Origin of the sequence: Streptomyces sp. NPDC000983 (genome assembly GCF_040299205.1) — a bacterium.
Classification (GTDB): domain Bacteria; phylum Actinomycetota; class Actinomycetes; order Streptomycetales; family Streptomycetaceae; genus Streptomyces.
Genome location: NZ_JBEPBM010000002.1, coordinates 139,215 through 164,176 on the forward strand (window position 1 = coordinate 139,215; position 24,962 = coordinate 164,176).

At 72.0% G+C, this 24,962-nt stretch carries 23 protein-coding genes and 1 tRNA gene; 15 read left to right on the forward strand and 9 right to left on the reverse strand.

Going from position 1 to position 24,962, the window contains the following annotated elements:
* Nucleotides 1-30: 30 nt before the first annotated feature.
* Nucleotides 31-1,488, forward strand: coding sequence for an aminopeptidase P family protein (locus tag ABT296_RS02665; RefSeq protein ID WP_351922535.1), 1,458 nt, complete (start codon nucleotides 31-33; stop codon nucleotides 1,486-1,488).
* Nucleotides 1,489-1,568: 80 nt separating this feature from the next.
* On the opposite strand, the gene ABT296_RS02670 is transcribed toward ABT296_RS02665, so the two are convergent.
* The 3 genes from ABT296_RS02670 to ABT296_RS02680 all read right to left on the reverse strand — a co-directional run bounded on the left by ABT296_RS02670 (nucleotide 1,569) and on the right by ABT296_RS02680 (nucleotide 3,887).
* The gene (locus tag ABT296_RS02670; RefSeq protein ID WP_351922536.1) at nucleotides 1,569-2,393 is read right to left on the reverse strand and encodes a triphosphoribosyl-dephospho-CoA synthase; all 825 of its coding nucleotides are present in this window, start codon (nucleotides 2,391-2,393) and stop codon (nucleotides 1,569-1,571) included.
* 8 nt (nucleotides 2,394-2,401) lie between these two features.
* A complete protein-coding gene (locus tag ABT296_RS02675) occupies nucleotides 2,402-3,346 on the reverse strand; it encodes an intradiol ring-cleavage dioxygenase (RefSeq protein WP_351922537.1) in 945 nt (314 codons plus the stop codon).
* A gap of 91 nt (nucleotides 3,347-3,437) precedes the next feature.
* The gene (locus ABT296_RS02680; RefSeq protein WP_351922538.1) at nucleotides 3,438-3,887 is read right to left on the reverse strand and encodes an ATP-binding protein; all 450 of its coding nucleotides are present in this window, start codon (nucleotides 3,885-3,887) and stop codon (nucleotides 3,438-3,440) included.
* 223 nt (nucleotides 3,888-4,110) lie between these two features.
* Here ABT296_RS02680 and ABT296_RS02685 point away from each other — a divergent pair, with 223 nt between their 5' ends.
* The 9 genes from ABT296_RS02685 to ABT296_RS02725 all read left to right on the forward strand — a co-directional run bounded on the left by ABT296_RS02685 (nucleotide 4,111) and on the right by ABT296_RS02725 (nucleotide 13,869).
* The gene (locus tag ABT296_RS02685; RefSeq protein ID WP_351922539.1) at nucleotides 4,111-4,902 is read left to right on the forward strand and encodes a hypothetical protein; all 792 of its coding nucleotides are present in this window, start codon (nucleotides 4,111-4,113) and stop codon (nucleotides 4,900-4,902) included.
* 143 nt (nucleotides 4,903-5,045) lie between these two features.
* Entirely contained in the window at nucleotides 5,046-5,792 is a 747-nt protein-coding gene (locus tag ABT296_RS02690; protein WP_351922540.1) for a YcnI family copper-binding membrane protein, read from the forward strand.
* A 76-nt stretch (nucleotides 5,793-5,868) separates the two neighbouring features.
* Nucleotides 5,869-6,519, forward strand: coding sequence for an SCO family protein (locus ABT296_RS02695; RefSeq protein WP_351922541.1), 651 nt, complete (start codon nucleotides 5,869-5,871; stop codon nucleotides 6,517-6,519).
* Entirely contained in the window at nucleotides 6,516-6,974 is a 459-nt protein-coding gene (locus tag ABT296_RS02700; protein WP_351922542.1) for a copper chaperone PCu(A)C, read from the forward strand. Before ABT296_RS02695 ends, ABT296_RS02700 begins: the two co-directional genes overlap by 4 nt.
* A 12-nt stretch (nucleotides 6,975-6,986) precedes the next feature.
* Nucleotides 6,987-8,882, forward strand: a complete 1,896-nt coding sequence (locus ABT296_RS02705; RefSeq protein WP_351922543.1) for a copper resistance CopC/CopD family protein — start codon at nucleotides 6,987-6,989, stop codon at nucleotides 8,880-8,882.
* Between the two features lie 6 nt (nucleotides 8,883-8,888).
* Complete coding sequence (gene efeB, locus ABT296_RS02710; protein WP_351922544.1) at nucleotides 8,889-10,184, forward strand: iron uptake transporter deferrochelatase/peroxidase subunit; 1,296 nt, start codon at nucleotides 8,889-8,891, stop codon at nucleotides 10,182-10,184.
* A 69-nt stretch (nucleotides 10,185-10,253) separates the two neighbouring features.
* The gene (pheA, locus tag ABT296_RS02715; protein WP_351922545.1) at nucleotides 10,254-11,186 is read left to right on the forward strand and encodes a prephenate dehydratase; all 933 of its coding nucleotides are present in this window, start codon (nucleotides 10,254-10,256) and stop codon (nucleotides 11,184-11,186) included.
* A gap of 596 nt (nucleotides 11,187-11,782) precedes the next feature.
* Nucleotides 11,783-13,060 (forward strand): serine--tRNA ligase, encoded by a 1,278-nt coding sequence (gene serS, locus ABT296_RS02720; protein ID WP_351922546.1) that lies wholly within the window; start codon nucleotides 11,783-11,785, stop codon nucleotides 13,058-13,060.
* On the forward strand, nucleotides 13,057-13,869 hold the full coding sequence (locus ABT296_RS02725; protein WP_351922547.1) for an HAD family hydrolase: 813 nt from the start codon (nucleotides 13,057-13,059) through the stop codon (nucleotides 13,867-13,869). The genes serS and ABT296_RS02725 overlap by 4 nt, the downstream gene beginning before the upstream one ends.
* A 410-nt stretch (nucleotides 13,870-14,279) precedes the next feature.
* Here the strand turns inward: ABT296_RS02725 and ABT296_RS02730 are convergent.
* The 5 genes from ABT296_RS02730 to ABT296_RS02750 all read right to left on the reverse strand — a co-directional run bounded on the left by ABT296_RS02730 (nucleotide 14,280) and on the right by ABT296_RS02750 (nucleotide 18,125).
* Nucleotides 14,280-14,364: transfer RNA gene (locus tag ABT296_RS02730), tRNA-Ser, on the reverse strand.
* Nucleotides 14,365-14,635: 271 nt separating this feature from the next.
* Nucleotides 14,636-15,355 carry an ABC transporter permease subunit gene (locus ABT296_RS02735; protein WP_351922548.1) on the reverse strand — a complete coding sequence of 240 codons (720 nt, stop codon included), beginning with the start codon at nucleotides 15,353-15,355 and terminating at the stop codon, nucleotides 14,636-14,638.
* 10 nt (nucleotides 15,356-15,365) lie between these two features.
* The gene (locus ABT296_RS02740; RefSeq protein ID WP_351922549.1) at nucleotides 15,366-16,277 is read right to left on the reverse strand and encodes an ABC transporter ATP-binding protein; all 912 of its coding nucleotides are present in this window, start codon (nucleotides 16,275-16,277) and stop codon (nucleotides 15,366-15,368) included.
* Nucleotides 16,274-17,173 carry an ABC transporter permease gene (locus ABT296_RS02745; protein WP_351922550.1) on the reverse strand — a complete coding sequence of 300 codons (900 nt, stop codon included), beginning with the start codon at nucleotides 17,171-17,173 and terminating at the stop codon, nucleotides 16,274-16,276. Before ABT296_RS02745 ends, ABT296_RS02740 begins: the two co-directional genes overlap by 4 nt.
* Nucleotides 17,163-18,125 (reverse strand): ABC transporter ATP-binding protein, encoded by a 963-nt coding sequence (locus tag ABT296_RS02750; protein WP_351922893.1) that lies wholly within the window; start codon nucleotides 18,123-18,125, stop codon nucleotides 17,163-17,165. The genes ABT296_RS02745 and ABT296_RS02750 overlap by 11 nt, the downstream gene beginning before the upstream one ends.
* A 226-nt stretch (nucleotides 18,126-18,351) precedes the next feature.
* Between ABT296_RS02750 and ABT296_RS02755 the strand changes: the two genes are divergently transcribed.
* The 5 genes from ABT296_RS02755 to ABT296_RS02775 all read left to right on the forward strand — a co-directional run bounded on the left by ABT296_RS02755 (nucleotide 18,352) and on the right by ABT296_RS02775 (nucleotide 23,706).
* Entirely contained in the window at nucleotides 18,352-19,194 is an 843-nt protein-coding gene (locus ABT296_RS02755; protein WP_351922551.1) for a M24 family metallopeptidase, read from the forward strand.
* The gene (locus ABT296_RS02760) at nucleotides 19,191-20,945 is read left to right on the forward strand and encodes an SDR family oxidoreductase (protein WP_351922552.1); all 1,755 of its coding nucleotides are present in this window, start codon (nucleotides 19,191-19,193) and stop codon (nucleotides 20,943-20,945) included. The genes ABT296_RS02755 and ABT296_RS02760 overlap by 4 nt, the downstream gene beginning before the upstream one ends.
* A 230-nt stretch (nucleotides 20,946-21,175) precedes the next feature.
* The gene (locus ABT296_RS02765; RefSeq protein WP_351922553.1) at nucleotides 21,176-21,751 is read left to right on the forward strand and encodes an RNA 2'-phosphotransferase; all 576 of its coding nucleotides are present in this window, start codon (nucleotides 21,176-21,178) and stop codon (nucleotides 21,749-21,751) included.
* A 41-nt stretch (nucleotides 21,752-21,792) separates the two neighbouring features.
* The gene (locus ABT296_RS02770) at nucleotides 21,793-22,695 is read left to right on the forward strand and encodes an LLM class flavin-dependent oxidoreductase (protein ID WP_351922554.1); all 903 of its coding nucleotides are present in this window, start codon (nucleotides 21,793-21,795) and stop codon (nucleotides 22,693-22,695) included.
* A 123-nt stretch (nucleotides 22,696-22,818) separates the two neighbouring features.
* Complete coding sequence (locus ABT296_RS02775; RefSeq protein ID WP_351922555.1) at nucleotides 22,819-23,706, forward strand: HAD hydrolase family protein; 888 nt, start codon at nucleotides 22,819-22,821, stop codon at nucleotides 23,704-23,706.
* A 121-nt stretch (nucleotides 23,707-23,827) separates the two neighbouring features.
* On the opposite strand, the gene ABT296_RS02780 is transcribed toward ABT296_RS02775, so the two are convergent.
* Nucleotides 23,828-24,874, reverse strand: coding sequence for a M23 family metallopeptidase (locus ABT296_RS02780; RefSeq protein ID WP_351922556.1), 1,047 nt, complete (start codon nucleotides 24,872-24,874; stop codon nucleotides 23,828-23,830).
* Between the last annotated feature and the right edge of the window lie 88 nt (nucleotides 24,875-24,962).

Here is a 24,962-nt window from a genome sequence, read left to right on the forward strand (position 1 = left end):
GGGTCCAGTGCCGTATCTAGGAGGATGACCGTGGCCGAAGAGCTCACGCCGGAGACCCCGGAAGAGGCCGAGGAGCCGATCAAGCAGCGCAAGAACGGCCTGTATCCGGGCGTGTCGGACGAGCTCGCCGAGAGCATGAAGTCCGGCTGGGCCGACACCGAGCTGCACGACCTCCAGCCGATCGCCCAGGCCGCCGAGACGGCCGCCCGGCGTGCCGCGCTGTCGGCCCGCTTCCCCGGTGAGCGTCTGGTCGTCCCCGCGGGCAACCTGAAGACCCGCTCGAACGACACCGAGTACGCCTTCCGCGCCTCCGTCGAGTACGCCTACCTCACCGGCAACCAGACCGAGGACGGCGTCCTGGTCATGGAGCCCGCCGCCGACGGCCACCGCGCGACGATCTACCTGCTGCCCCGCTCCGACCGGGAGAACGGCGAGTTCTGGCTCTCCGGCCAGGGCGAGCTGTGGGTCGGCCGCCGGCACTCCCTGACCGAGGCCGCGCAGCTGTACGGCATCCCCGCCTCCGACGTGCGGGAACTGGCCGGCGCGCTGCGCGAGGCCACCGGCCCGGTGCGCGTCGTGCGGGGGTACGACGCCGGCATCGAGGCCGCGCTGACCGACAAGGTCACCGCCGAGCGGGACGAGGAGCTGCGGGTCTTCCTGTCCGAGGCCCGGCTGGTCAAGGACGACTTCGAGATCGGTGAGCTGCAGAAGGCCGTCGACTCCACCGTGCGCGGCTTCGAGGACGTCGTCCGCGTGCTGGACAAGGCCGAGGCGACCTCCGAGCGGTACATCGAGGGCACCTTCTTCCTGCGCGCCCGGGTCGAGGGCAACGACGTCGGCTACGGCTCGATCTGCGCCGCCGGCCCGCACGCCTGCACCCTGCACTGGGTGCGCAACGACGGCCCGGTCCGCTCCGGCGACCTGCTGCTGCTCGACGCGGGCGTGGAGACGCACACGTACTACACCGCCGACGTCACGCGGACCCTGCCGATCAACGGCCGGTTCACCGAGATCCAGAAGAAGATCTACGACGCCGTGTACGACGCCCAGGAGGCCGGCATCGCGGCCGTCCAGCCGGGTGCGAAGTACCGGGACTTCCACGACGCGGCCCAGCGGGTGCTCACCGAGCGGCTCGTGGAGTGGGGCATCGTCGAGGGGCCCGTGGAGCGGGTTCTGGAGCTGGGCCTCCAGCGGCGCTGGACCCTGCACGGCACCGGGCACATGCTCGGCATGGACGTCCACGACTGCGCCGCCGCGCGCGTGCAGACGTACGTGGACGGGGTCCTGGAGCCGGGCGTGTGCCTGACGGTCGAGCCCGGTCTGTACTTCCAGGCCGACGACCTGACCGTGCCGGAGGAGTACCGGGGCATCGGCGTCCGGATCGAGGACGACATCCTGGTGACCAAGGACGGCAACCGCAACCTGTCCGCCGGGCTGCCCCGCCGGTCCGACGAAGTCGAGGCGTGGATGGCGTCGCTCAAGAGCTGACGACCGCACGCGACGACGGCCGAGCACCTTCCCCCGAGGTGCCCGGCCGTCGTGCGTACGGCGGTGGCCGGCGCTGCCGCTCAGCGGTGCCGCGTGGCCACCGCCGGGGTCCGCAGCGCGTCCACGAACAGGGCGCCCGCGAGGAGTCCCGCGCTGCCGCGTGGGCTCCACGCGTGTGCGTGCAGGTCCGCGTCGAGGGCCGCCAGTGCCGCCGTCCCGGCCGCCGTCGCCGTGCCGCCCGCCTCCAGCACCCCGCGGGCGCCGGCCTGCACCTGACGCAGCCCCACCGGGCCCGCCGTGTACAGCAGTTCCGTGTCCTGGAGCGTGGACATGACGGTGAGCAGGGCGTCGAGCCGGCACCGCGGTTCGGGGGCGCCCGCGGCACGGGCGGCCGTCAGCGCGTGAAGGGCCCGACGGACGTGGGGGAAACCGGCCCGTGCCTCGCCCCTGGCTCCGGCGGCCCCGTACTTCGCGGAGACCGACGAGCCCCGGGAGGGCCGACGCGGGGCGCCCCTGTCGGGGTGCGCGGCGATGCGCTTGGCCACCGCCGTCGCCTCTCGGGGGTCCAGGGCGGCGCCCGCCACCAGCAGGCCCAGCGTCCACAGGGCGCCCCGGTGGCCGCCGCCCGCCAGCCCCACGCGGTGCTCGGCGCAGCGGCCGATCGAGCCCAGCTCCGCACGCAGCCCGGGTGTCGGTTCCCCGGTGCGCCGGGCCGCGGCGGCCATCGCGGCGAGGCCGGGTGCGAGCGCCTTCGCCGACCAGCACAGGGCGCGGTGGTCCCGGTGGGCGGTGCGGGCGTCCAGGTCGCGGGGGTCGGGCAGACCCGGCTTGGGGACCAGCGTCAGCTGGCCGGTCAGCGCGGCCACGGCGGCCCGCGCCAGCGCCTCGTCCGCGGGGCTCGTCATCACCGTGCCTACGAGGAGGCCGAGGCCGACGGGGCGTCGCTCGGCGGGGCCCCGGTGGGCGGGGTGCCGGTGGGCGGGGTGCCGCCGTCCCCGCCGCCCGCGCCGCCGCCGGCGCCGGTGTTCTCCGCGTCCGGGTCCACGCCGAGCGTCAGGAAACCCCGGTAGCCCTTGGCCGGGTCGGCCTTCTTGACCGGTTCCAGGGTGAGCAGGCCGCTGCCGGCGCCGCCCCCGTCGTAGACCATGTCGTCGTCGAGCTTGGTGTAGCTGCCGGAGTGCCGGTCGTACGGCTCCAGGGTGAAGATCTCCTGGGCGGCCTCGTCGTCGAAGAACAGCTGGCCGGTGAAGTTGACCTTGCCGCCCTCGTAGGTGCCGTCCTCCTTCTCGCCGCCGGTGTGCACCTTGACGTGGATGTGGCAGGTGCGCGGGGTGTACCAGCCGGGGAAGATCGTGCGGAACTTCACCACCCCGTTGGCGTTGGCGATCTGATAGCCCCGCAGATACGTGTCGTCGTCGGCGGTCGAGCCGTCCTCGCTCTCCGCGGGGGCCGAGCCGCCGGGGTTGGCCGTGGTGTAGCCGGAGTAGTAGCCCCAGGCGTCGCAGTGCCAGATCTCGACCGCCGCGCCGGGCACCGGGGTGCAGCCGTCGGTGGCGTCCACGACCGTCAGGCGCAGGGTGAGCGGGACGCCGCTCTTGCCCTCGGTGATGTCCTTGCGCACCAGCGCGCCGTCCAGGTAGTACGGCCCCTCGGTGACACTCGCCATCAACGTGGTGCAGGAGCCGCCGCCCGAGGAGGCGGAGGCCGAGGCGGTCGCCGTGGCCCCGGCGGCCGGGGTCCCGTCCGCGAAGGCCGCCTGGTAGCCCGCGACGGCCAGCCCGCCGGCCACGACCGTGCCGCCCGTCACCGCGAGTGCGCGGCGCCGGCTGACGTTTGAGTCCTTGTGGTTTCCCGTCATGCACATGAACGTAGGAACGGCAACCGTCAGGAGCTTGGGAGGCGGCTGTGCGCGGGCTGGGAGTCCTGGGAAACCTGAAGGCGCCCTGCGGCTACACGGCCATCAACGGGGGTGCGTCCTCGCGCCACTTGAGGATCTTGTCGAAGCTCACCACGGCACCGGGCCGGCCTGGCTTGTTGCCGATCCGCACATGGTCGGCGAGCTCCTGGATCAGATACAGCCCCCGGCCGTTCTCCGCCTCCATGGACACCGCCGGCTCGTCGCGTCCCACGGCCCCGAACCCGGGACCGGAGTCGGCGACCTCGATCCGGCAGGTCTCGCCGTCCAGATAGGCGGTGACGCGATACGCCTCGCAGCTCCCCGTGAGCGTGGTGCCCCCGTGCTCCACGGCGTTGGCGCACGCCTCACTGAGGGCGACCGAGAGGTCGTAGGAGACGTCCGGGTCGACGCCCGCGCTCTCCATGGTGCCGAGCAGCAGCCGCCGGGCGAGCGGGACGCTCGCAGCCTCACGCCGCAAATGGAGTGACCACCAGATGCTCATGCTCCAGCCTCCCGGCCGCGGCTCGACATACCGTTACGTATTGCCACCGACGCCCTCCGGTAAGCACATCGTTGACGTGATACCGCCCATATGGGGGATGCGTCTGGAGTAGCGGACGGTGTATGTGGGGGCGGTTCGCACCAGAGGGGGACCTTCCGCGCACAGCGCACCTTGCGGACCTGCCGTATGGAGGCCGTAAGGCCAGTGCGATGATGAGGCCGCCATGAGTGCCCCCCAGCCGCGCCCGGCTCACGCCGGACGCGACGTACGGATCCTGCGGGCCGCGGTGTTCGCCGCGGTCTGTGTCGTGCTGGCCGCGGGCGGACACGCACTCGCCTCCTGCGTCCCGATCCCCTGGTGGACCCTGGGCGCCGGCTTCCTCGGGGTCCTCGCGGTCGCCGTGCCGCTGGCCGGACGCGAGCGGTCGCTGCCCGGCATCGTGGCGCTCCTCGCGCTCGGACAGACCGTCCTGCACACCCTGTTCGGCATCGGCCAGCACGGGACGCAGGCCACCCAGACCGCCACCGCGGCCGACGCCTCGCTCGTCGCCCAGGCCGCCCGCCTGGTCTGCGGGACCACCGCCGCGGCCATCAGCCCCGCCGAGGCCCACCGCATCCTCACCGAGGCCCGGCTCCGGCCGGACCACGCCGCGCACCCCGTGGAGACGGCCACCGGCTCCGCGTCGCTGCTGCCGACCCTGCCGATGCTCCTCGGTCACCTGCTCGCGGCCGCCGCCACCGGCTGGCTGCTGCACCGCGGCGACCTGGCCCTCGGCCGCCTGGCCGAACTCTCGGCCCACACCCTGACGGACGCGGCGGCCGTACGGTCGCTGCGCGCCGCCCTCGCCCTGGTCCGCGCCCTCGGCGCCGGGCTGCCCGGCGCCCCCGCGGCGGGCCCGCGTCCGCCGCGCACCGCGCGCCTCGCACCGCCCGCCCCGCACACCACCGCGCTCCAGCACACGGTCGTCCGGCGCGGCCCGCCCGCCGCCACCCCCGCACTCGTGCTCGCCGCCTGACGCGACGCGACCGCCCCCGGGAGCTCCCTTCGGACTCCGGTGAAGGCCGCCGTCGTGCGGCCCGCGCATGCCACCCGTCGGCATCCGCGCACCTCTTCACCTCCGGAACAACCGAATCTCAACCCACCGTGGAGCGCTCCCGCATGAACCTCTCCGCCCGCGTCGCCGCCGCCGGTACCCTCGCCGCGACCGCCGTGCTCGCCCTGTCCGCCCCCGCCTTCGCGCATGTGACCGTGCAGCCCGAGGGCGAGGCCGCCAAGGGCGGCTACGCGGTCGTCGACTTCCGGGTCCCCAACGAGAGCGACACCGCCTCCACCGTGAAGCTGGAGGTCAGCTTCCCGACGGACCACCCGCTCGCCTCCGCCATGCCGGAGCCCATCGCCGGCTGGACGGCCAAGGTCACCAAGGCCAAGCTCGACAAGCCGCTCGAACTGCACGGCCAGAAGATCGACGAGGCCGTCAGCAAGATCACCTGGACCGCGACCGGCAAGGGCGTCGAGCCCGGCTTCTTCCAGAAGTTCCCCGTCTCCATGGGCGCCCTGCCCGAGGACACCGACGAACTGGTCTTCAAGGCCGTCCAGACCTATTCCGACGACGAGGTCGCCCGCTGGATCGAGGTCCAGCAGGACGGCCAGGACGAGCCCGAGAAGCCCGCCCCGGTCCTCGCCCTCTCCGCCGCCTCCGAGGACGACCACGGACACGGCTCCGAGGCGAGCGAGGAGCCCTCCGACGAGGCGTCCGCCGCCTCCCACGCCTCCGCGAGCAGCGACGAGGCCGCCGCCGACAGCAGCGACACCACCGCCCGCGTCCTCGGCGTCGTCGGCATCGTCGTCGGCGCCATCGGCGTGGCCTACGGCGTCCTCGCCGGCCGTCGGCGTACCAACGCCTAGTCCGCCACCTCGGGCGCGCGCCGGTGCCCACCGCCCGGCGCGCGCCCGAACCCTCCACTTCCCGGGACATCTCGCCATGCGCACCAAGAAGTTCACGGCGGCGGCCCTGCTCGCCGCCGCAGCCCTGACCCTGACCGCCTGCGGCAGCGGCGGCACCGACAACGCCCCCGCCACCGTCGTCTCCGAGGAGCCCGGCGCCGACAGGGCCGCCACCGTCCTCGACAAGCCGTTCGAGAAGCCGGACCTGGTCCTCACCGACACCACCGGCAAGGAGTACGACCTCCGCGCGGAGACCGCCGGCAAGCCGACGCTCATCTACTTCGGCTACACCAACTGCCCCGACGTCTGCCCCCTGACGATGAACAACATCGCCGTCGCCAAGAAGCAGCTGCCCCAGGCCGAACAGGACGCACTGCGCATCGTCTTCGTCACCACCGACCCCGAGCGCGACACCGCCGACGCCCTCGGCAAGTGGCTCAAGGGCATCGACCCGCAGGCCGTCGGCCTCACCGGCGACTTCGCCACCATCCAGGCCGGCGCCCGCACCCTCGGCATCACCATCGAGCCGCCGCACGAGGAGAAGGGCAAGACCGTCTCCACGCACGGCACCCAGGTCATCGCCTTCAACCCCAAGACCGACGGCGGCTACGTCCTCTACGGCGAGGACGCCACCGTCGACGACTACACCGCCGACCTCCCCGCACTCGTCAAGGGCGAGAAGCCGTGAGGCGACCCGCGGCCCTCGCCGCCGGCCTGGGCCTCGCCCTGGCCCTCGCCGGCTGCGGATCGGGCGACGGCGACCAGGGTCCCGAACTCACCGTCAGCGGCGCCTACATGCCCCAGCCGGTCTCCGACTCCATGGCGGCGGGCTTCCTCACCATCACCAACGACGGCTCCGCCCAGGACCGGCTGACCTCCGTCACCAGCGACATCGCCGGCACCGTCACCGTCCACGAGACCGTCGACTCCGCCATGCGCGAGGTCAAGAACCTCGCCGTACCCGCGGACGGCTCGATCGTGTTCAGGAGCGGCGGCAACCACCTGATGTTCGAGAAGCTGAAACAGAAGCCGAAGCAGGGCGACACGGTCACCGTGGTGCTGCACTTCGCCGACACCGACCCCGTCACGGTCGAGATGCCGGTCAAAGCCGCCACCTACACCCCCGCCGCGCACGGACACTGAGGGAGGGACCCCTTGACCCCGACCATCGCCCTTCGCCTGAGGACCGTGCTGCCGCTGCTGCTCGCCGCGGCCGCACTGCTCCTCGCCGGTGCCGGACCCGTCTCCGCGCACGCCGCGCTGACCGGGAGCGACCCCCAGCAGGGGGCGGTGGTCGACCAGGCCCCCGACCGGGTCTCGCTCACCTTCTCCGAACAGGTCGCCCTCTCCGACGACTCGGTCCGCGTCCTCGCCCCCGACGGCGAACGCGTCGACACCGGCGACCCCGCCAACGTCACCGGCACCACCTACGCCGTACCCCTGGAGAAGAACCTGGCCGACGGCACCTACACCGTCTCCTACCAGGTCGTCTCCGCCGACAGCCACCCCGTCGCCGGCGCCTACACCTTCTCCGTCGGCGCCCCCTCCGCGACCACCGTCTCCGTCTCCGACCAGACCGCCGGCGGCGGCGCCGTCGGCTTCCTCTACGGCCTCGGCCGCTACCTCTCCTACGTCGGCTTCGCCGTCCTGGCCGGCGGCGCCGCCTTCGTCCTCGCCTGCTGGCAGCGCGGAGCCGGCGTACGCGCCGTGCAGCGCCTCGTCGTCGCCGGCTGGCTCACCCTCACCGCCGCCACCCTCGCCCTGCTCCTGCTGCGCGGCGCCTACACCCGCTCCGGCACCCTCGGCGACGTCCTCGACCTGAACCTCCTCAGCGACGTCCTGCAGACCAAGACCGGCGCCGCCCTCGTCTCCCGGCTCCTGCTGCTCGCCGCCGCCGCCCTGTTCATCGCGGTCCTCTTCGGCGCCTACGCCCGCCTCACCGACCCCGGCGACGACACCGACCCGGACGACCCCGGCGACCAGCAGCACAAGCGCGACCTCACCTTCGGGCTCGCCATCGGCGGAACCGTCGTCGCCGCCGGACTCGCGGCGAGCTGGGCCATGGCCGAACACGCCTCCTCCGGCCTCCAGCCCGGCATCGCCATGCCCGTCGACGTCGTCCACCTGCTCGCCGTCGCCGCCTGGCTCGGCGGACTCACCACCCTGCTCGTCGCCCTCTACCGCGCACCCGAGACCCCGCCCGACGCCACCGCCGTACGACGCTTCTCCACCCTCGCCTTCGCCAGCGTCGTCGCCCTCGTCGTCACCGGCGTCTACCAGTCCTGGCGCCAGCTCGGCTCCTGGTCCGCCTTCACCGAGACCCGGTACGGACAGCTGCTGCTCGTCAAACTCGCCCTCGTCGCCCTGCTCGTCGGCGTCGCCTGGATCTCCCGGCGCTGGACCGCTCGGCTCGCCGAGACACCGGCCGCCGCGCCCCGTAAGCAGAAGGTGCCGGCCGGCACCTCCGGCAACCCCAAGCGGGCCGCCCAGCTCGCCCGCCAGCAGGCCGCCATCGAGGCCGCCCGGCAGAAGCGGCTCAGGGACGCCGACCCCGACCGGTTCGGACTGCGCCGCTCGGTGCTCGCCGAGGCCGGCATCGCGGTCGTCCTGCTCGCCGTCACCACCATGCTGACCTCCACCGAACCCGGCCGCACGGAACAGGAGGCCGCCCGGGCCACCGCCGCCGCCCAGGCCCCCGCCGACGACTCCGGCGCACTGACCCTGGACATGGCCTTCGACACCGGCGGCACGGACGGCAAGGGCGTCGTACGCGTCGAACTCGACCCCGCCCGCACCGGCGCCAACGAGATGCACGTCTACGTCCAGCGGCCCAACGGCCGCGCCTTCGACATCCCCGAGGTCAAGGTCGCCTTCACCCTCGAAGCCCAGGACATCGGCCCGCTGCCCGTCGTTCCCGACCACATCACCACCGGCCACTGGTCGGCGGGCGGCGTCCAGCTCCCCATGGCCGGCGACTGGACCGTCGCCGTCACCGTCCGGACCTCCGACATCGACCAGACCACCGTCTCCAAGAACGCCCAGATCGGCTGAACCACCATGGCTGACCAGTCCATCCCGGAGGCCCTCACTCCCCGCCCCGAGGAGACCCTCCCCGCCGCAGCCCCGGCCGGCGTCTCGCGCCGCGCCCTCCTCGGCACCGCCGCGGCCACCGGCCTCACCCTCGGCGCGGCGGGCGCCGCCGCGGGCTACGCCGCCGCCCCGGCCGCGGCGACACCCCTCACCTCGCTCGGCTCCGGGCAGGCGATGTTTCACGGGAAACATCAGCCCGGCATCCTCCAGGGCCTCCAGGCCCGCGGCCACCTCATCGCCTTCGACCTCGCCGCGGGCGCCGGCCGCAAGGAGGCGGCCGCCCTGCTGCGCCGCTGGTCACGGACGGCACAGCGGCTGATGGCGGGCGAACCCGTGGACTCCGGCGACACCGGCGTGGCCCGCGACGCCGGCCCCTCCTCGCTCACCGTCACCTTCGGCTTCGGCCACAGCTTCTTCACCCGCACCGGACTGCACAAGCAGCGCCCCGTCGCCCTCGACCCGCTGCCCGACTTCTCCTCCGACCGGCTCGACAAGGCCCGCAGCGACGGCGACCTGTGGATCCAGATCGGCGCCGACGACGCCTTGGTCGCCTTCCACGCCCTGCGCGCCCTCCAGAAGGACGCCGGCGCCGCCGCCCGCGTCCGCTGGCAGATGAACGGCTTCAACCGCTCACCGGGCGCCACCGCCCACCCCATGACGGCCCGCAACCTGATGGGCCAGGTCGACGGCACCCGCAACCCCAAGCCCGCCGAGTCCGACTTCGAGCAGCGGGTCTTCGTCCCCGCCTCCGGCGCGAAGGACCCCGCGTGGATGGCCAACGGCTCCTACGCCGTCGTACGCCGCATCCGCATGCTCCTCGACGACTGGGAACAGCTCTCCGGCAAGGACCAGGAGAACGTCATCGGACGCCGCAAGGCGGACGGGGCACCGCTGTCCGCGGGCGCCGACGGGACCGAGACCACCGAGATGGACCTGGAGAAGACGGACGCGGGCGGCGACCTGCTCGTCCCGATCGACGCCCACGCCCGGATCTCCCGGCCCGACCAGAACGGCGGGGCGGCGATGCTGCGGCGGCCGTTCTCGTACCACGACGGAATCGCCTCCGACGGCACCGCGGACGCGGGCCTGCTCTTCGTCTGCTGGCAGGCCGACCCGCTGCGCGGCTTCGTCACCGTGCAGCGCAAACTCGACCGGGGCGACGCCCTGTCGCGGTTCATCCGCCACGAGTCGAGCGGCCTCTTCGCCGTCCCCGGCGGCGCGGCCGAGGGAGAGTACGTCGGCCAGCGGCTGCTGGAGGGGTGAACCCCGAGTGGATCACCCGGTCGTGAGACGCGTGCCCGGGGCCGCGCCCGCGGCCATTAGGGTGAGGTCATGCCAGCGAGCTACGCCTATCTCGGCCCCGAGGGCACCTTCACCGAAGTCGCCCTGCGCACGCTTCCGGAGACGGCCACCCGGGAGCTGATCCCGTACGTCTCCGTCCAGTCCGCGCTCGACGCGGTCCGCGTGGGCGAGGCCGAGGCCGCGTTCGTGCCGATCGAGAACTCCGTCGAGGGCGGCATCACCACCACCCTCGACGAACTGGTCGCCGGCACCCCGCTGATGATCTACCGCGAGGTGCTGCTGTCGATCACCTTCGCGCTGCTGGTCCGCCCGGGCACCGCGCTGTCCGACATCAAGACCGTCTCCGCCCACCCCGCCGCCCAGCCCCAGGTGCGCAACTGGCTGCGCAAGAACCTCCCCGAGGCCGCCTGGGAGTCCGCCGCCTCCAACGCGGACGCCGCCCGTCTGGTCCAGGAGGGCCGCTACGACGCCGCCTTCGCCGGGGAGTTCGCCGCCGCCCGGTACGGACTGGAGATCCTGGAGAGCGGCATCCACGACGCGGAGAACGCCCAGACCCGGTTCGTCCTGGTGGGCCGCCCGGCCCGGCCCGCGGCCCCGACCGGCGCCGACAAGACCTCCGTCGTGCTGTGGCAGCGCGACGACCACCCCGGCGGCCTGCGCGACCTGCTCGGCGAGTTCGCGACCCGGGGCATCAACCTGATGCTGCTCCAGTCCCGGCCGACCGGTGCCGGCATCGGCAACTACTGCTTCTGCATCGACGCGGAGGGCCACATCTCCGACCGGCGGGTCGCGGATGCCCTGAGAGGGCTGAAGCGGATCTGCCTGGAGGTGCGCTACCTCGGCTCCTACCCGCGCGCCGACGTCGGCGTGGACGAGGTGGGCGCGCCACGGCCGGGGACGTCGGACGAGGCGTTCCTGGACGCCTCGGACTGGGTGGCACGCTGCCAGGACGGCCGTTTCTGAGGCACCGCGCCGCGCTCCCCGTCCCTGGGGCGGGCCGGGGCTTCGGTGACTCTCAGCGACCGGTTTTTCCGGTCCTATCTACCGATCATCGTTATCCACAGAAGTTATCCACAGGCCGACCTCTCGACCTGGGGACAAGTCGACACGGCGGTACGACTCAGTCGACAAATCGGCCTACAGCACCCCACCTCGTCCACCGTCACGCAGTTCACCCTTCGTCCACTCGTTTCCTGCGAGCAATCCTTTGAGGCGACGCATAACCACTCGATCGTGGGCGTACGGGAGGTTTGGCCTGGGGATCACTGGGATGGCCGTGGATATTCGGAGCGATCAATTCCGGAGTCCACAGATCTTCCACACAGCCTGTGGATAACTCGCCGGGGATGTGGATGCCTGTGGATGACACAGCCCCAAGTTCCGGTCCCCGCAAGGAAATCCGGTCAACGCAGCTCTCGCCCGCTCATCCGTCTTGGGGAATGGGACACCTTTTATTGACACCGGAAGCAATTCCCCCATAACGGAACGTAAGGAACAGTTCGGGGTGGCTCGGGAAAGCGAGTCGTGAGTTGCGACGCGGCCCCGGTAGCCTGGGCCGCGTGATTGACCTTCGCCTGCTCCGTGAGGACCCCGACCGTGTGCGCGCGTCCCAGCGCGCCCGTGGAGAGGACGTCGCGCTCGTCGACGCTCTCCTGTCCGCCGACGAACGGCGCAGGTCGTCCGGCGTCCGCTTCGACGAGCTGCGCTCCGAGCAGAGGTCGCTCGGCAAGCTCATCCCCCGGGCCACTCCCGAGGAGCGCGCCGAGCTCCTGCAGAAGGCGGAGCTGCTCAAGACGGACGTGAAGGCTGCCGAGGCCGCGCAGAACGAGGCCGACGAGGAGACCAAGCGGCTCGCCCTGCGGCTCGGCAACCTGGTCCACCCCGACGTCCCGGTCGGCGGCGAGGAGGACTTCGTCGTCCTGGAGACGCACGGCACCATCCGTGACTTCGGTGCCGAGGGCTTCGAGCCCAAGGACCACCTGGAGCTCGGCGAGGCGCTGGGCGCCATCGACGTCGAGCGCGGCGCGAAGGTCTCCGGCTCGCGCTTCTACTACCTCACCGGTGTCGGCGCCCTGCTGGAGCTGGCGCTGGTCAACGCCGCCATCGCCCAGGCCACCGAGGCCGGCTTCATCCCGATGCTGACCCCCGCGCTGGTCCGTCCGCGCGCGATGGAGGGCACCGGCTTCCTCGGCCAGGCCGCGGAGAACGTGTACCACCTGGAGAAGGACGACTACTACCTGGTCGGCACCTCCGAGGTCCCGCTCGCCGCGTACCACATGGACGAGATCGTCGACGCCGGCAAGCTGCCGCTGCGGTACGCGGGCTTCTCGCCGTGCTTCCGCCGCGAGGCCGGCACCTACGGCAAGGACACCCGGGGCATCTTCCGGGTGCACCAGTTCGACAAGGTCGAGATGTTCTCCTACGTGGCCCCCGAGGACGCGGAGAACGAGCACAAGCGGCTCCTGGAATGGGAGAAGCAGTGGCTCACCGCCCTCGAACTGCCCTTCCAGGTCATCGACGTCGCCTCGGGCGACCTGGGCTCGTCCGCCTCCCGCAAGTACGACTGCGAGGCGTGGATCCCGACCCAGGGCAAGTACCGCGAGCTGACCTCGGCCTCCAACTGCGACAGCTTCCAGGCGCGGCGCCTGTCGGTGCGGATGCGGGACGGCAAGAAGGTCCAGCCGCTGGCGACCCTCAACGGCACGCTGTGCGCGGTTCCGCGGACGATCGTGGCGATCCTGGAGAACCACCAGCTGGCCGACGGTTCGGTCCGGGTGCCCGAGGTGCTGCGGCCGTACCTCGGCGGCCGGGAGGTCCTGGAGCCGATCGCCAAGTGAGCACCGCATTCCCCTACGGGCTGATCGCGACCGACCTCGACGGGACGCTGCTGCGTTCCGACGACACGATCTCCGTGCGCACCCGTGAAGCGCTCGCCGCGGCCACCGCGGCGGGCGCCGCGCACATCGTCGTGACGGGGCGCGCGGTGCCCTGGACCCGGCACATCCTGGACGACCTCGGCTACGAGGGGCTCGCCGTGTGCGGGCAGGGCGCGCAGGTCTACCACGCCGGCGAGCACCGGCTGCTGACGTCGGTGACGCTGGACCGGCAGCTGGCCGGGGTGGCGCTGGCGAAGATCGAGGCGGAGGTCGGCCCGCTGTTCCTGGCGGCGAGCCGGGACGGGCTGGACGGCGAGGTGCTGGTCGGCCCGGGCTACGCGGTCACGGGCAAGCTGCCGTCGACGCCGTTCAGCGATGCCTCGGATCTGTGGTCGGCCCCGCTGAACAAGATCTACATACAGCATCCGGAGCTGTCCGACGACGAGCTGGCGCAGGCGGCGAGCGAGGCCGCGGGCGGTTTCGTCACGGTGGCCATGGCGGGCGCGGGCATCGTCGAACTCCTGCCGCTGGGGCTGTCGAAGGCGACGGGCCTGTCGATCGCGGCCCGCCGTCTCGGCCTGAAGGCCGCCGACACGATCGCCTTCGGCGACATGCCGAACGACATCCCCATGTTCGCCTGGGCCGCCCACAGCGTAGCCATGGCCAACGCCCACAAGGACCTGAAGGCAGTAGCCGACGAGTCCACGACATCCAACGACAACGACGGAATCGCCGAAGTCCTGGAACGTCTCCTGAACACCACCGACTGAACATCCCGCGGAAGGCACCGACAAACGCCGGGGTCCGCGTGAACGCCGCGCCCCTGTACCCACCTTCAGGGGCGCGGGGAACTGCGCGACAAGCCGACACACCACGCAACCCCACCGGCGGGCCCGCCGCAACACCTGCCCCGGGGCCCAGAAGAACCCCGAGCCCCGAAACCAACCCCAGGGGCGCGGGGAACTGCGCGACCAGCCCCCACCGGGCCGCAGCCGACACAAGACACGACCCCACCGGCGGCCCGCCAAAACACCTGCCCCCGGGCCCAGAAGAACCCCGAGCCCCGAAACCAACCCCAGGGGCGCGGGGAACTGCGCGACCAGCCCCCACCGGCCGGCACCGCACACCACACCTGAACGCAATCCGACGCAGCCTGCCCAGTCACAGTGACAACGTCTCGCGGAGGATGCACGATTCGAACGTGCGCGGGCCTGAACCCGACCACGGCTTAGCAAGCCGGTGCCTTACCACTCGGCCAATCCTCCGGGTGGGCGGCCTCACGCGAAGTGGGATTCGCGTGCTCGAAGCGGCCGCCCCGGGCAGTGCGCTCGCGGGGTGGACTCGACGGTGGGTAACTACACCGGAGTCCGCCGCGGACTGCCCCGCAGGGAGCTGGACGTACTGTCGTGCATGGACATCGCCCCGCTCCTCTCCCGGTCGGTGGCGCCGCTGCGATCCCCGGCGTCCTGGACACAACCATCGTGCCTGTCGGCCGAGTTGGGCGCCACCGATTAATCCGCGAGGACGATGTGGCGGCTACTCCTCGCCCGCCAGCGTCAGCGTCCGCAGCTTCTGCCCCGCGTACCAGGTGGCGAGCACGGTGACCGAGATCAGCAGCACGGTCGCCGTGACGAGCCCGACGTCGGAGACGACGAGGTCTCCTCCGGTCACCTCGTGGGCGACGGCGAGGGACCACTGCTGGACGCTGAGGGTGCGGGCGCCCGAGACCAGGGAGCCGAAGAGGGCCTCCCAGACGAGGGCGTAGACGAGTCCGAAGACCACCGCGTGCCGGGACACCGTGCCGAGGAGCAGGAAGAGGGCGGCGTAGGCGATGGAGGCGACCAGCGCGGCGACCGTGTAGGCGACGGCGATCTGTCCGCCGTTGCCGTTGAGGATGAAGCCGGCGATCAGGGTGGGCACCGCGGAGAACACCATGGTGACCGCGACGGCCACGATCAGCTTGGTGAAGATGATCGTGGGGCGTTTGATCGGCTTGGAGAGCAGGTACACCACCGAGCCGTCGTCGATCTCAGGACCGATCGCGCCGGTGCCCGCGATGACGCCGATGATCGGCACCATGGTGGCGAGGGCGAGCCCGCCGAGCAGGTCGGAGGCGGTCTGGTCGTCGACGCCGGCCAGCGCGCGCACGATCACCGCGATGACGATGAGCAGCAGCGGCAGGGCGCCGAGGATGAGGGCCCGGCGGCGGCCGAGCAGGGCCCGGTAGGTGAGCCGGGCGACTGTGGGGTCGTACATCTTCGGCCTCCTACGCGGCGACGAGATACGAGAAGACGGACTCGAGGGACTCGTCGGACGGCGAGACCGTGTGCAGCCGGATGCCCTGGTCGCGGGCGACCCTGGGCAGCAGTGCGGTGAAGCGGGCGAAGTCGACGGCCTGGATGCGCAGGGCGCCCTCGGCGAGGTCGACCTCGATGCCGGAGGTCGAGGGGTCGGCGATCAGGGCGGCCGCGAGGGCGCGGTCGTCGCTGGAGCGCACCAGGTAGCGGTGGGGCCGGTCGGTCATCAGCCGGCGGATGCGGCGGAAGTCGCCGCTGGCCGCGTGCCTGCCAGCGACGACGACCTCGATGTGCCAGGCGAGCTGTTCGACCTCTTCGAGGATGTGGGAGGAGAACAGGACGGTGCGGCCCTCGTCGCCCATGCGGCGCAGCAGGTCCATGAGCTGCATGCGCTGGCGCGGGTCCATGCCGTTGAAGGGCTCGTCCAGCAGGAGCAGCGAGGGGTCGTGGACCAGGGCGGAGGCCATCTTCACGCGCTGGCGCATGCCCTTGGAGTACGTCTGGATCTTGCGGTCCTGGGCGTACTCCATCTCGACCGTGGCCAGGGCCTTCTGGGCGGCCTTGGCGCCCAGGCCGTGGAGTTCGGCGTTGGCGAGGACGAATTCGCGGCCGGTGAGGAAGTCGTACATGGCTTCGCGCTCGGGGACGATGCCGATGTGCCGGTAGATGTCCTCGTTGCGCCACACCTGCTGTCCGTCGAGGGTGACGGTGCCGCTGGAGGGGGCGAGGAAGCCGCCCATCATGTTGATGAGGGTGGACTTGCCGGCGCCGTTGGGGCCGAGGAGGCCGGTGACGCCGGGGCCGATGGTCATGGTGATGTCGTTGACGGCGACCACGTTGCCGAACCAGCGGGAGACGTGGTCGATGCTGAGCGTGGTCACAGTCCGGCCTTTCGGTAGCGGCGGATCAGCAGGCCGTAGGTGGCGGCGATCACGCCGAGCGCGACCAGCACGTACACCGCGCCCTCGCCGTTGGACGGGCCGATGCCGCCGGGGAAGGCGGAGGCGGCGCCCAGGAATGCGGACTGCACGCCGTCGATCAGGGTGATCGGCGAGAACAGGCCCATCCAGGCGATGACGTCGCCGCTGCCCTGGGCGTCGGCGATGGCCTGGAGGGTGGAGACGGCGCCGTAGGAGATGGTCAGTACGGCGATCACGGCGGCGATGCCGAAGCCGCGGCGCGGGGTGAGCGCGGCGATGACCAGGCCGAGGCCGGCGAGGAGCAGGGAGAGCAGGGCCACGGAGACGAGCCCCTGGGCGAATCCCTTCGTCTGCTCGGTGAAGTCGAGCTTGGCGAGCAGCGCGCCCACGTAGAGGACGAGCAGCGGGCCGGCGGTGAGGATGAACAGGGCGGAGGCCAGGGCCGCGTACTTCGCCCGGACGTAGTCCGCGGTCTCGATGGGCCGCGAGAAGTACAGCGGCACGGTCTTGAAGCGCAGGTCGCGGGAGACGGACTGGGGTGCCTGCGAGGCGACGAAGAGGCTGATGACGGCCTGCATGACGATCGCGTAGCGGGTGTAGTCGACGGGCAGGTCGTTGGCCTTGGTGGCGACGGCGACGGCGACCATGATGGCCGCGGGCACGCACATCACCACGAACAGCAGCATCGGCAGGACCTTGGACTTCGCCGAGCGGCCGAGGCCGTAGGCGCCGCGCAGGGACTGCGAGTAGAGGCTGCGGGTGGCGTAGGAGCGGCCGAGGCGGGGGCCGTCGTAGTTGCGGTAGCCGATGTCGTGGATGCGGGTCTGGTCACCCGCCACGGGCTGGTCAAGAGCCATGGACGGCCGCCTCCTTCCGCTGCTCGTCGCTGTCGGTGAAGACCTCGGAGATGTGGTGCCTGCGCTGTTCCATGCGCACCAGGCCGAGGCCGAGGTCGGCGATGACGTCGCGGACCAGGTCGTAGGTCTCCTCGCCCTGCGCGGTGAGCAGCAGGATGTGTCCGGCGCCGGGCAGGCCGCTGCCGGACTCGACGCTGACTCCGCGCGCGGCGAGCGCCTCGCTGACCGTGCGGGTGCCGTCGGGGTGTTCGTCGGTGTCGGTGACCTCGATGGCGAGGGTGGTGGTGGTCTGGGTGAAGTCGGTGGTGGAGCTGGAGCGCAGGAGCTTGCCGCCGTCGACGACGACGACGTGGTCGCAGGTCCGCTCCAGTTCGCCCAGGAGGTGGGAGGTGACCAGGACGGAGATGCCGAAGTCGGTGTGGATGCGGCGGATCAGGCCGAGCATCTCGTCGCGGCCGACCGGGTCGAGGCCGTTGGTCGGCTCGTCGAGGAAGACCAGGTCGGGGTCGTGGACGAGGGCCTGCGCCAGTTTCACGCGCTGCTTCATGCCGGTGGAGTAGCCGCCGATGGGCCGGTAGCGCTCCTCGTAGAGGCCGACGTGGCGCAGGGTGTCCGCGGTGCGTTCGCGCGCGGCGGTCGGCGGCAGGCCGGACATGCGCGCCATGTGGACGACGAACTCGGTGGCCGAGACGTCGGGCGGCAGACAGTCGTGCTCCGGCATGTACCCGACGCGCTCACGGATGGCGGCGCCCTTGGTGGCGACGTCGAGGCCGAGCACTTCGGCGCGGCCCTCGGTGGCGGGGGACAGACCCAGCAGGATCTTGATCAGTGTGGACTTGCCGGCTCCATTGGCTCCGACGAGTCCGGTCACACCGGGCCCGACGTCCACGGAGAGCCGGTCAAGCGCGGTCACCCGGGGGAACCGCTTGCTCAGGCTTTCGGTCGCGATCACAGTCACGTCCACGACGTTAGTGACGCGGACCACGTCGGTCGTCAGACCGTAGAGCCGTCTTGGGATCCCTCTGGAGTCGTACGGGTCCTTAGGGGTCACCCTGAGGTCGAACAACGCATACCCCGGAAGCGCCGTCCGCCCCTGCTATTGACGCCGCTTCTAACAAGTGCCAGATTCTCGGGTGTCAAGTTACGAGCGCGTACCGCAACCGGTGGGACGGGGTGCCATGGCTACGGCAGTGACCAGTGAACGCTCGACGGAGCTGGAAGGTTTCCGCAGAGTGCAGCGCCTCGCCTACGAGTGCGCCGAGGCGGTCGCCGCCCAGCTCCAGCCTGGGGTGACCGAGCGCGAGGCGGCGCGGATGCAGCGCGAGTGGCTGCACGCGCGCGGGGTCCGCGACTGGTTCCACCTCCCCTTCGCCTGGTTCGGCGACCGCACGGCCTTCGCGGGCTTCCGGATCCCGCTCCAGTTCTTCCCGACCGGCCGCCGGCTGGAGGCGGGCATGCCGTTCATCCTCGACATGGCACCGGTGTTCGACGGCTTCACCGCCGACGTCGGCTACTCGGGCTCGCTCGGGGTGAACCCGCTCCAGGACAAGCTCATGGACGACCTGCGGGCCCACCGCGAACTGATCCTGCGCGAGGTGCGCGAGCGCCGGTCGCTGCGCGAGATCTACGAGGACGTGGACCGGCTGATGGTCCGCCAGGGCTATGCCAACCGGCATCGCGCCTACCCCTTCGGCGTGATCGCCCACAAGGTGGACCGGGTCCGCGAGAGCCGCTTCTCTCCGCGGCTGTTCGGATTCGGCGCGCAGTCCCTCAAGGGCCTCGCCGCCGACGCCCTGCACGGCCACCGCGAGGGATGGTCGCCGCTGTGGTCGCCCTACCGCTTCTCCGACCACCCGCCGAGGCCGGGCCTGTGGGCGGTCGAACCCCACCTCGGATTCCGGGGGACCGGCGCGAAGTTCGAGGAGATCCTGGTCGTCACGGACTCCGCGGACCCCGGGGAGAGCGCCTTCTGGCTGGACGACGATCTGCCGCACACGCGGCGCTGGACGGAGGAGAAGTGACGCTTCAGGGCGCGCGCGAGCGCTGGGTGCGGACCGGCGGGGTCGAACTGTGCGTGGCGGAGCTGGGCGACCCCGGCCGACCCACCGTGCTGCTGGTGCACGGCTACCCGGACAGCAAGGAGGTGTGGTCCGAGGTCGCCCACCGGCTCGCGGACGACTTCCATGTCGTGCTGTACGACGTCCGCGGCCACGGCCGCTCCACGGCCCCGCGGCCGCTGCGCGGCGGGTTCACGCTGGAGAAGCTGACGGACGACTTCCTCGCCGTCGCGGACGCGGTCAGCCCCGGCCGGCCGCTGCACCTGGTGGGCCACGACTGGGGCTCGGTGCAGTCCTGGGAGTTCGTGACGGTGCCGCGCACCGAGGGCCGCATCGCGTCCTTCACCTCCCTGTCGGGACCGTCCCTGGACCACTTCGGGCACTGGATCCAGCGCCGGATGAAGCGTCCGACACCGCGCCGGGTGGGCCAACTCCTCGGCCAGGGCGCGAAGTCCTGGTACGTGTACCTGCTGCACACCCCCGTCCTGCCCGAGCTGGCGTGGCGGGGGCCGCTGGGCAGAACCTGGCCGCGCATCCTGAACCGGGTCGAGAAGGTGCCGGCCGGCAACTACCCGACTCCGTCGCTCCCTTCGGACGCCGCGCACGGGGCATGGCTGTACCGCGACAACGTCCGCCCGCGCCTGCGCCGCCCTCGCCCGGACGCCTACTCCCACGCCCCCGTGCAGCTGATCACCCCCCTCGGGGACGCGTTCCTCTCCGAGCGCCTCTACGACGAACTGGAGCAGTGGGCTCCGCAGTTGACGCGGCGGACGCTGCCCGCGAAGCACTGGGTGCCGCGCACCCGCCCCGACCAACTGTCCGCCTGGATCGCCGAGTTCGTGACCTCGGTGGAGGGCGGCAGACACGAGCCGGGAACGGACGGCCGCTACGCCGACCGGTTCGGCGGGCAGTTGGTGCTGATCACGGGTGCGGGCAGCGGCATCGGCCGGGCGACCGCGTACGCGTTCGCCGAGGCGGGCGCCCGGGTGGTCGCGGTCGACCGGGACGAGGAGGCGGCCTGCCGTACGGCGGAGCTGTGCCGGCTGGTCGGCGCGCCCGAGGCGTGGGCCGAGACGGTCGACGTCTCCGACGAACAGGCCATGGAGAAGCTGGCGGAGAAGGTCGCGGCCGAGTACGGGGTGGTCGACGTCCTGGTGAACAACGCGGGCATCGGCCTGGCGGGCCCGTTCCTCGACACCACCCCGGAGGACTGGCGGAAGGTCCTCGACGTCAACCTGTGGGGGGTCATCCACGGCTGCCGTCTCTTCGGCAGGCAGATGGCGGCTCGCGGTCAGGGCGGCCACATCGTCAACACGGCTTCCGCGGCGGCCTATCAGCCCTCGCGGGCCCTGCCCGCCTACAGCACGTCGAAGGCGGCGGTGCTGATGCTCAGTGAGTGCCTGCGCGCCGAACTCGCCGAGCAGGGCATAGGGGTGACCGCGATCTGCCCGGGGCTCGTGAACACCAACATCACATCGACCGCGCGGTTCGCGGGAGTTGACGCGGAGGAGGAGGCGCGGCGCCAGAAGAGGTCGGCGCGGCTGTACGGGCTGCGGAACTATCCGCCGGAGAACGTGGCCGAGGCGATCCTGAAGGGCATCGTCGACAACGCGGCGCTGGTGCCGGTCACCCCCGAGGCGCACGGGGCGCGTTGGCTCTCCCGCTTCGCGCCGGGGCTGCTGCGCAGGCTCGCCCGCGTGAAGCCACCCATGTGAACTCCGTGACGTGTGGGGCAGTTGGGCAACAAGGGTTTCCCGGCAGGGCACTTGCCGCGACCCGGCCCAACTGACCGCAAGTCAAACGATTTTGACGAAACCCGTTGATTTGACGGCCCGTTGTCCACAGAACCTCGAAATCGGCTGTGGATAACACTAGTTGCTTGTGGATCAAACCTCCCTCCCAAAATCGTTCGCGTGATCCGCGTCTCTCCCGCCACCCTGAGACCATGAACGAAAGACCCATGGACGCGCATCGCACGGTGAAGGTGTCGAAGTACCTCTCCAAGCACCTGCGCCATCAGCCCGAGCGCATCGGCCTCACCCTCGACGAGGCCGGCTGGGTGGAGATCGACACCCTCATCGCCGCGGCGGCGGCCCACGGATTCCGGTTCAGCAGGGCAGAGCTGGACCATGTGGTCGCCACCAACGACAAGCGCCGCTTCGCCGTCGACGGCACCCGGATCCGGGCCAGCCAGGGCCACAGCATCGAGGTGGAGCTGGGCCTGGCCCCGGCCACCCCGCCGGCGTACCTCTACCACGGCACCGTCGCCCGCAACCTGGACGCGATCCGCGCCGAGGGCCTGCGCCCGATGAACCGCCACGACGTGCACCTGTCGGCCGACCGGGAGACCGCCACCCGGGTGGGCGCCCGCCGGGGCCGTCCCGTCGTCCTCTCGGTCGACTCCGGCGCCATGCACCGAGACGGCCATGTCTTCCACGTCAGCGACAACGGCGTCTGGCTGACCCAGGCCGTTCCGCCGCGCTATCTGCGCTTCCAGGAGCCCGGTCACGACGCGCGGTGACCGTTTCACGTGAAACCCGTACGGCCGCATACGCTCGCCCCATGAGCCTGCGCCTGAGCACCGTGATCCTCCCGTACCGACGCTGGCACGAGGGGAGCCGCCGGACCTGGCAGCAGGCGGAGCAGCTCGGCTTCCACACCGCCTACACCTACGACCACCTCTCCTGGCGCTCCTTCCGGGACGGCCCGTGGTTCGGCGCGCTGCCGACACTGACCGCCGCCGCGGCCGTCACGGAGCAGCTGCGGCTGGGCACCCTGGTCACCTCCCCCAACTTCCGGCACCCGGTGACCCTCGCCAAGGAACTGATCTCGCTCGACGACATCTCCGGCGGCCGGGTCACCCTCGGCATCGGCGCCGGCGGCACCGGCTTCGACGCCACCGCGCTCGGCCAGGAGCCCTGGACCCCGCGCGAGCGGGCGGACCGGTTCGCCGAGTTCGTGCCCCTGCTCGACCGGCTGCTCACCGAGGACACCGTCTCCTACGAGGGCGACTTCTACTCCGCGCACGAGGCCCGCAACATCCCCGGCTGCCTCCAGCGCCCCCGGCTGCCCTTCGCCGTCGCCGCGACCGGCCCCCGCGGACTGCGGCTCGCCGCCCGGCACGGACAGGCCTGGGTGACCACCGGCGACCCGAAGCTGTACGAGGAGGGCACTCCCGAGCAGTCGGTTCAAGCCATTCGCGGGCAGATCGAGAAGCTGGGCGACGCCTGCGCCGCGATCGGCAGGGACGGCGGCGCCATGGACAAGATCCTCCTCACCGGCTTCACCCCGGACCGCGCCCGCCCGCTGGAGTCCCTCACCGCGTTCGTCGACTTCGCTGGGCGCCACCGGGAGCTGGGCTTCACCGAGATCGTGATCCACTGGCCGATCCCCGACTCCGACTTCGCCGCGGACGAGAAGGTCTTCGAGCAGATCGCCACGGAGGCCACGTCCCAGCTCAAGTGAGGCGAGGGTCGTCCCGGACCTGCGCACGGGCCCGTCCCCGCCCCGTCCCCGCCCCGTGGGCGGCCCGGGGAGGGGCGGTTCCTACTCACCTGTGCACACTCCCGCACGGGCGTGCGAGCATATATGCGTGACAATGGCCCGGTGACCTCAGCGACTCGACAGCCCGAGACACCGGCCGCCGCCCTCCCGCCCCGGCTGATCGCCACCGATCTCGACGGCACCCTGCTGCGGGACGACAAGTCCGTCTCCCCCCGCACGGTCGCGGCCCTCGCCGCCGCGGAGGAGGCGGGCGTCGAGGTCTTCTTCGTGACCGGCCGCCCCGCCCGCTGGATGGACGTCGTCAGCGCCCATGTGCACGGCCACGGCCTGGCGATCTGCGGCAACGGCGCCGCGGTGGTCGACCTGCACGGCGGCCCCGGCGCCCACCGCTTCGTGATGGTGCGCGAGCTGCCCCGGGCCAACGCCCTGGACGCGGTACGGCTGCTGCGCGACGCGGCACCCGGCACGGTCTACGCGGTCGAGCAGACCTACGGCTTCCACCAGGAGCCGGACTATCCCAAGCTGCACATGGAGATCCCCGACAGCCTCGCGCCCGCCGAGGAACTCCTGGCCGAGGACGCCCCGCACGCCGACGAGCCGGTCCTCAAGATCCTCGCCTACCACCCCGACCTCGACCCGGACGCCTTCCTCACCCTGGCCCGCCTGGCCATCGGCGGCGGCGCCAACGTCACCCGCTCCAGCCCCAGCGCCCTGCTGGAGATCAGCGGCCCGGACGTCTCCAAGGCGAGCACGCTCGCGCTGTGCTGCGCCGAGCGCGGTATCTCCCACGAGCAGGTCGTCGCCTTCGGTGACATGCCCAACGACGTCGAGATGCTCACCTGGGCCGGACGGTCCTACGCGATGGGCAACGCCCACCCGGACGTGGTCGCCGCGGCCTCCGGGCAGACGGTCGCCAACAACGACGACGGGGTGGCGGTCGTGATCGAGCGACTGCTGGCGGGAGGGGCGTAGCCGGCACCCGGTCCGGCGGGGCGGGCGTCCGCCCGGCTCGGCTGGGCGGGCGTCGGGCATCGGCCCGGCTCGGCGTCCGGTTCAGCCGGATAGGCGTCCGCCCGGTGCGTGAGCGCCCCGCTCATCCCAGGTTCACCTCCCGTGCCGCCAGCCACGCCTCCGGGTCCACCGCCGACCCCGACTCCGGTGTGACCCGCACCTCGAAGTGCAGGTGCGGTCCGGTGGAGTTGCCGCTGGTGCCGGACTGGCCGATCCACTGTCCGGTGCCCACCCGCTCGCCCTGGTCGACGGCGACGGCGGCGAGATGGGCGTACTGCGTGTAGTAGCCGCCCGCGTGCTCCACCACCACCTCGACGCCGAAGGGGCCTCCGCAGGAGACCCGTGCCACCCGTCCCGCGCCGACCGACCGCACCGGGGTGCCGATCGGCACCGCGAAGTCCTGCCCGGTGTGCCGGCGCGCCCAGCGTGCGCCGCCGCTGCCGTAGGACGCGGACAGCTCGTACGTCTCCACGGGCGCCACCCAGGGCGTGGTGAACTGCGAGGGCGGCTGGTCCAGCCGTACCGCGCCGCGGCACGAGCCGGCCGCCACGGCCGCGTCGGCGCGGCCCTGCAACTGCCAACGGGCCTCTTCGAGCTTGCCCTCGATGTCCTTCTTCAGGACCGCGAGTTCGGTGCTGCGCCGGTCCAGCTCCCGCCAGGTCGCCGCGGCCTTCTCCTCGTCGGCGGCGAGCCGCGCCTCGGCCCGGCGGCTCTTCTCGATGGCGTTGTTGACGGCCAGGTTGGTCCGCGAGAGGACGTGCTGGCCGCGCATCAGCTCCTCCGGGCTCCTGGCGAGGATGATCTGCGCGGTGACCGGCATGCCGCCGCCGTCGCGGTACTGGGAGCGGGCGATGCGGCCCAGGTCCTCGTGGAGGACGCCGATCTCCTGGCGCTGGCGCTCCAGCAGCGCCTCGGCCCGCTGGGCCCGCGCCCGCTGCGTGTCCGCCTCCCGGCGCCCGGCCTCGTACCGCGCCGTGGCGAGCGCCGCGTCCTCGTACAGCCGGGCCACCTCGGCGCTGAGCCCGGAGTCGTCGATCGTGTCGGCGGCGTCGGTGGGCCGGGCCGCGAGGACGGCGAAGGCGCACAGCAGGGCCGGAACGAGCAGCGGGTGACGCCGATATGAACGCATGTCAGCGATCGTGGCCCGCACCCGTGCGCCCGGTCCTGTTCAAGGCGTACGCCCGGGGGAACGGTTGGCCCGGACGGGCGAGGCCGGC

Coding starts and splice junctions, on each gene's coding strand:
- ABT296_RS02680 (WP_351922538.1), bottom strand. CDS start 3,887: ATGAGCATCTGGTGGTCACTCCATTTGCGGCGTGAGGCTGCGAGCGTC.
- ABT296_RS02690 (WP_351922540.1), top strand. CDS start 5,046: ATGAACCTCTCCGCCCGCGTCGCCGCCGCCGGTACCCTCGCCGCGACC.
- ABT296_RS02765 (WP_351922553.1), top strand. CDS start 21,176: ATGAACGAAAGACCCATGGACGCGCATCGCACGGTGAAGGTGTCGAAG.
- ABT296_RS02755 (WP_351922551.1), top strand. CDS start 18,352: ATGGCTACGGCAGTGACCAGTGAACGCTCGACGGAGCTGGAAGGTTTC.
- ABT296_RS02670 (WP_351922536.1), bottom strand. CDS start 2,393: ATGACGAGCCCCGCGGACGAGGCGCTGGCGCGGGCCGCCGTGGCCGCG.
- efeB (WP_351922544.1), top strand. CDS start 8,889: ATGGCTGACCAGTCCATCCCGGAGGCCCTCACTCCCCGCCCCGAGGAG.
- pheA (WP_351922545.1), top strand. CDS start 10,254: ATGCCAGCGAGCTACGCCTATCTCGGCCCCGAGGGCACCTTCACCGAA.
- ABT296_RS02745 (WP_351922550.1), bottom strand. CDS start 17,173: ATGGCTCTTGACCAGCCCGTGGCGGGTGACCAGACCCGCATCCACGAC.
- ABT296_RS02695 (WP_351922541.1), top strand. CDS start 5,869: ATGCGCACCAAGAAGTTCACGGCGGCGGCCCTGCTCGCCGCCGCAGCC.
- ABT296_RS02685 (WP_351922539.1), top strand. CDS start 4,111: ATGAGTGCCCCCCAGCCGCGCCCGGCTCACGCCGGACGCGACGTACGG.
- ABT296_RS02780 (WP_351922556.1), bottom strand. CDS start 24,874: ATGCGTTCATATCGGCGTCACCCGCTGCTCGTTCCGGCCCTGCTGTGC.
- ABT296_RS02735 (WP_351922548.1), bottom strand. CDS start 15,355: ATGTACGACCCCACAGTCGCCCGGCTCACCTACCGGGCCCTGCTCGGC.
- ABT296_RS02770 (WP_351922554.1), top strand. CDS start 21,793: ATGAGCCTGCGCCTGAGCACCGTGATCCTCCCGTACCGACGCTGGCAC.
- ABT296_RS02775 (WP_351922555.1), top strand. CDS start 22,819: ATGCGTGACAATGGCCCGGTGACCTCAGCGACTCGACAGCCCGAGACA.
- ABT296_RS02675 (WP_351922537.1), bottom strand. CDS start 3,346: ATGACGGGAAACCACAAGGACTCAAACGTCAGCCGGCGCCGCGCACTC.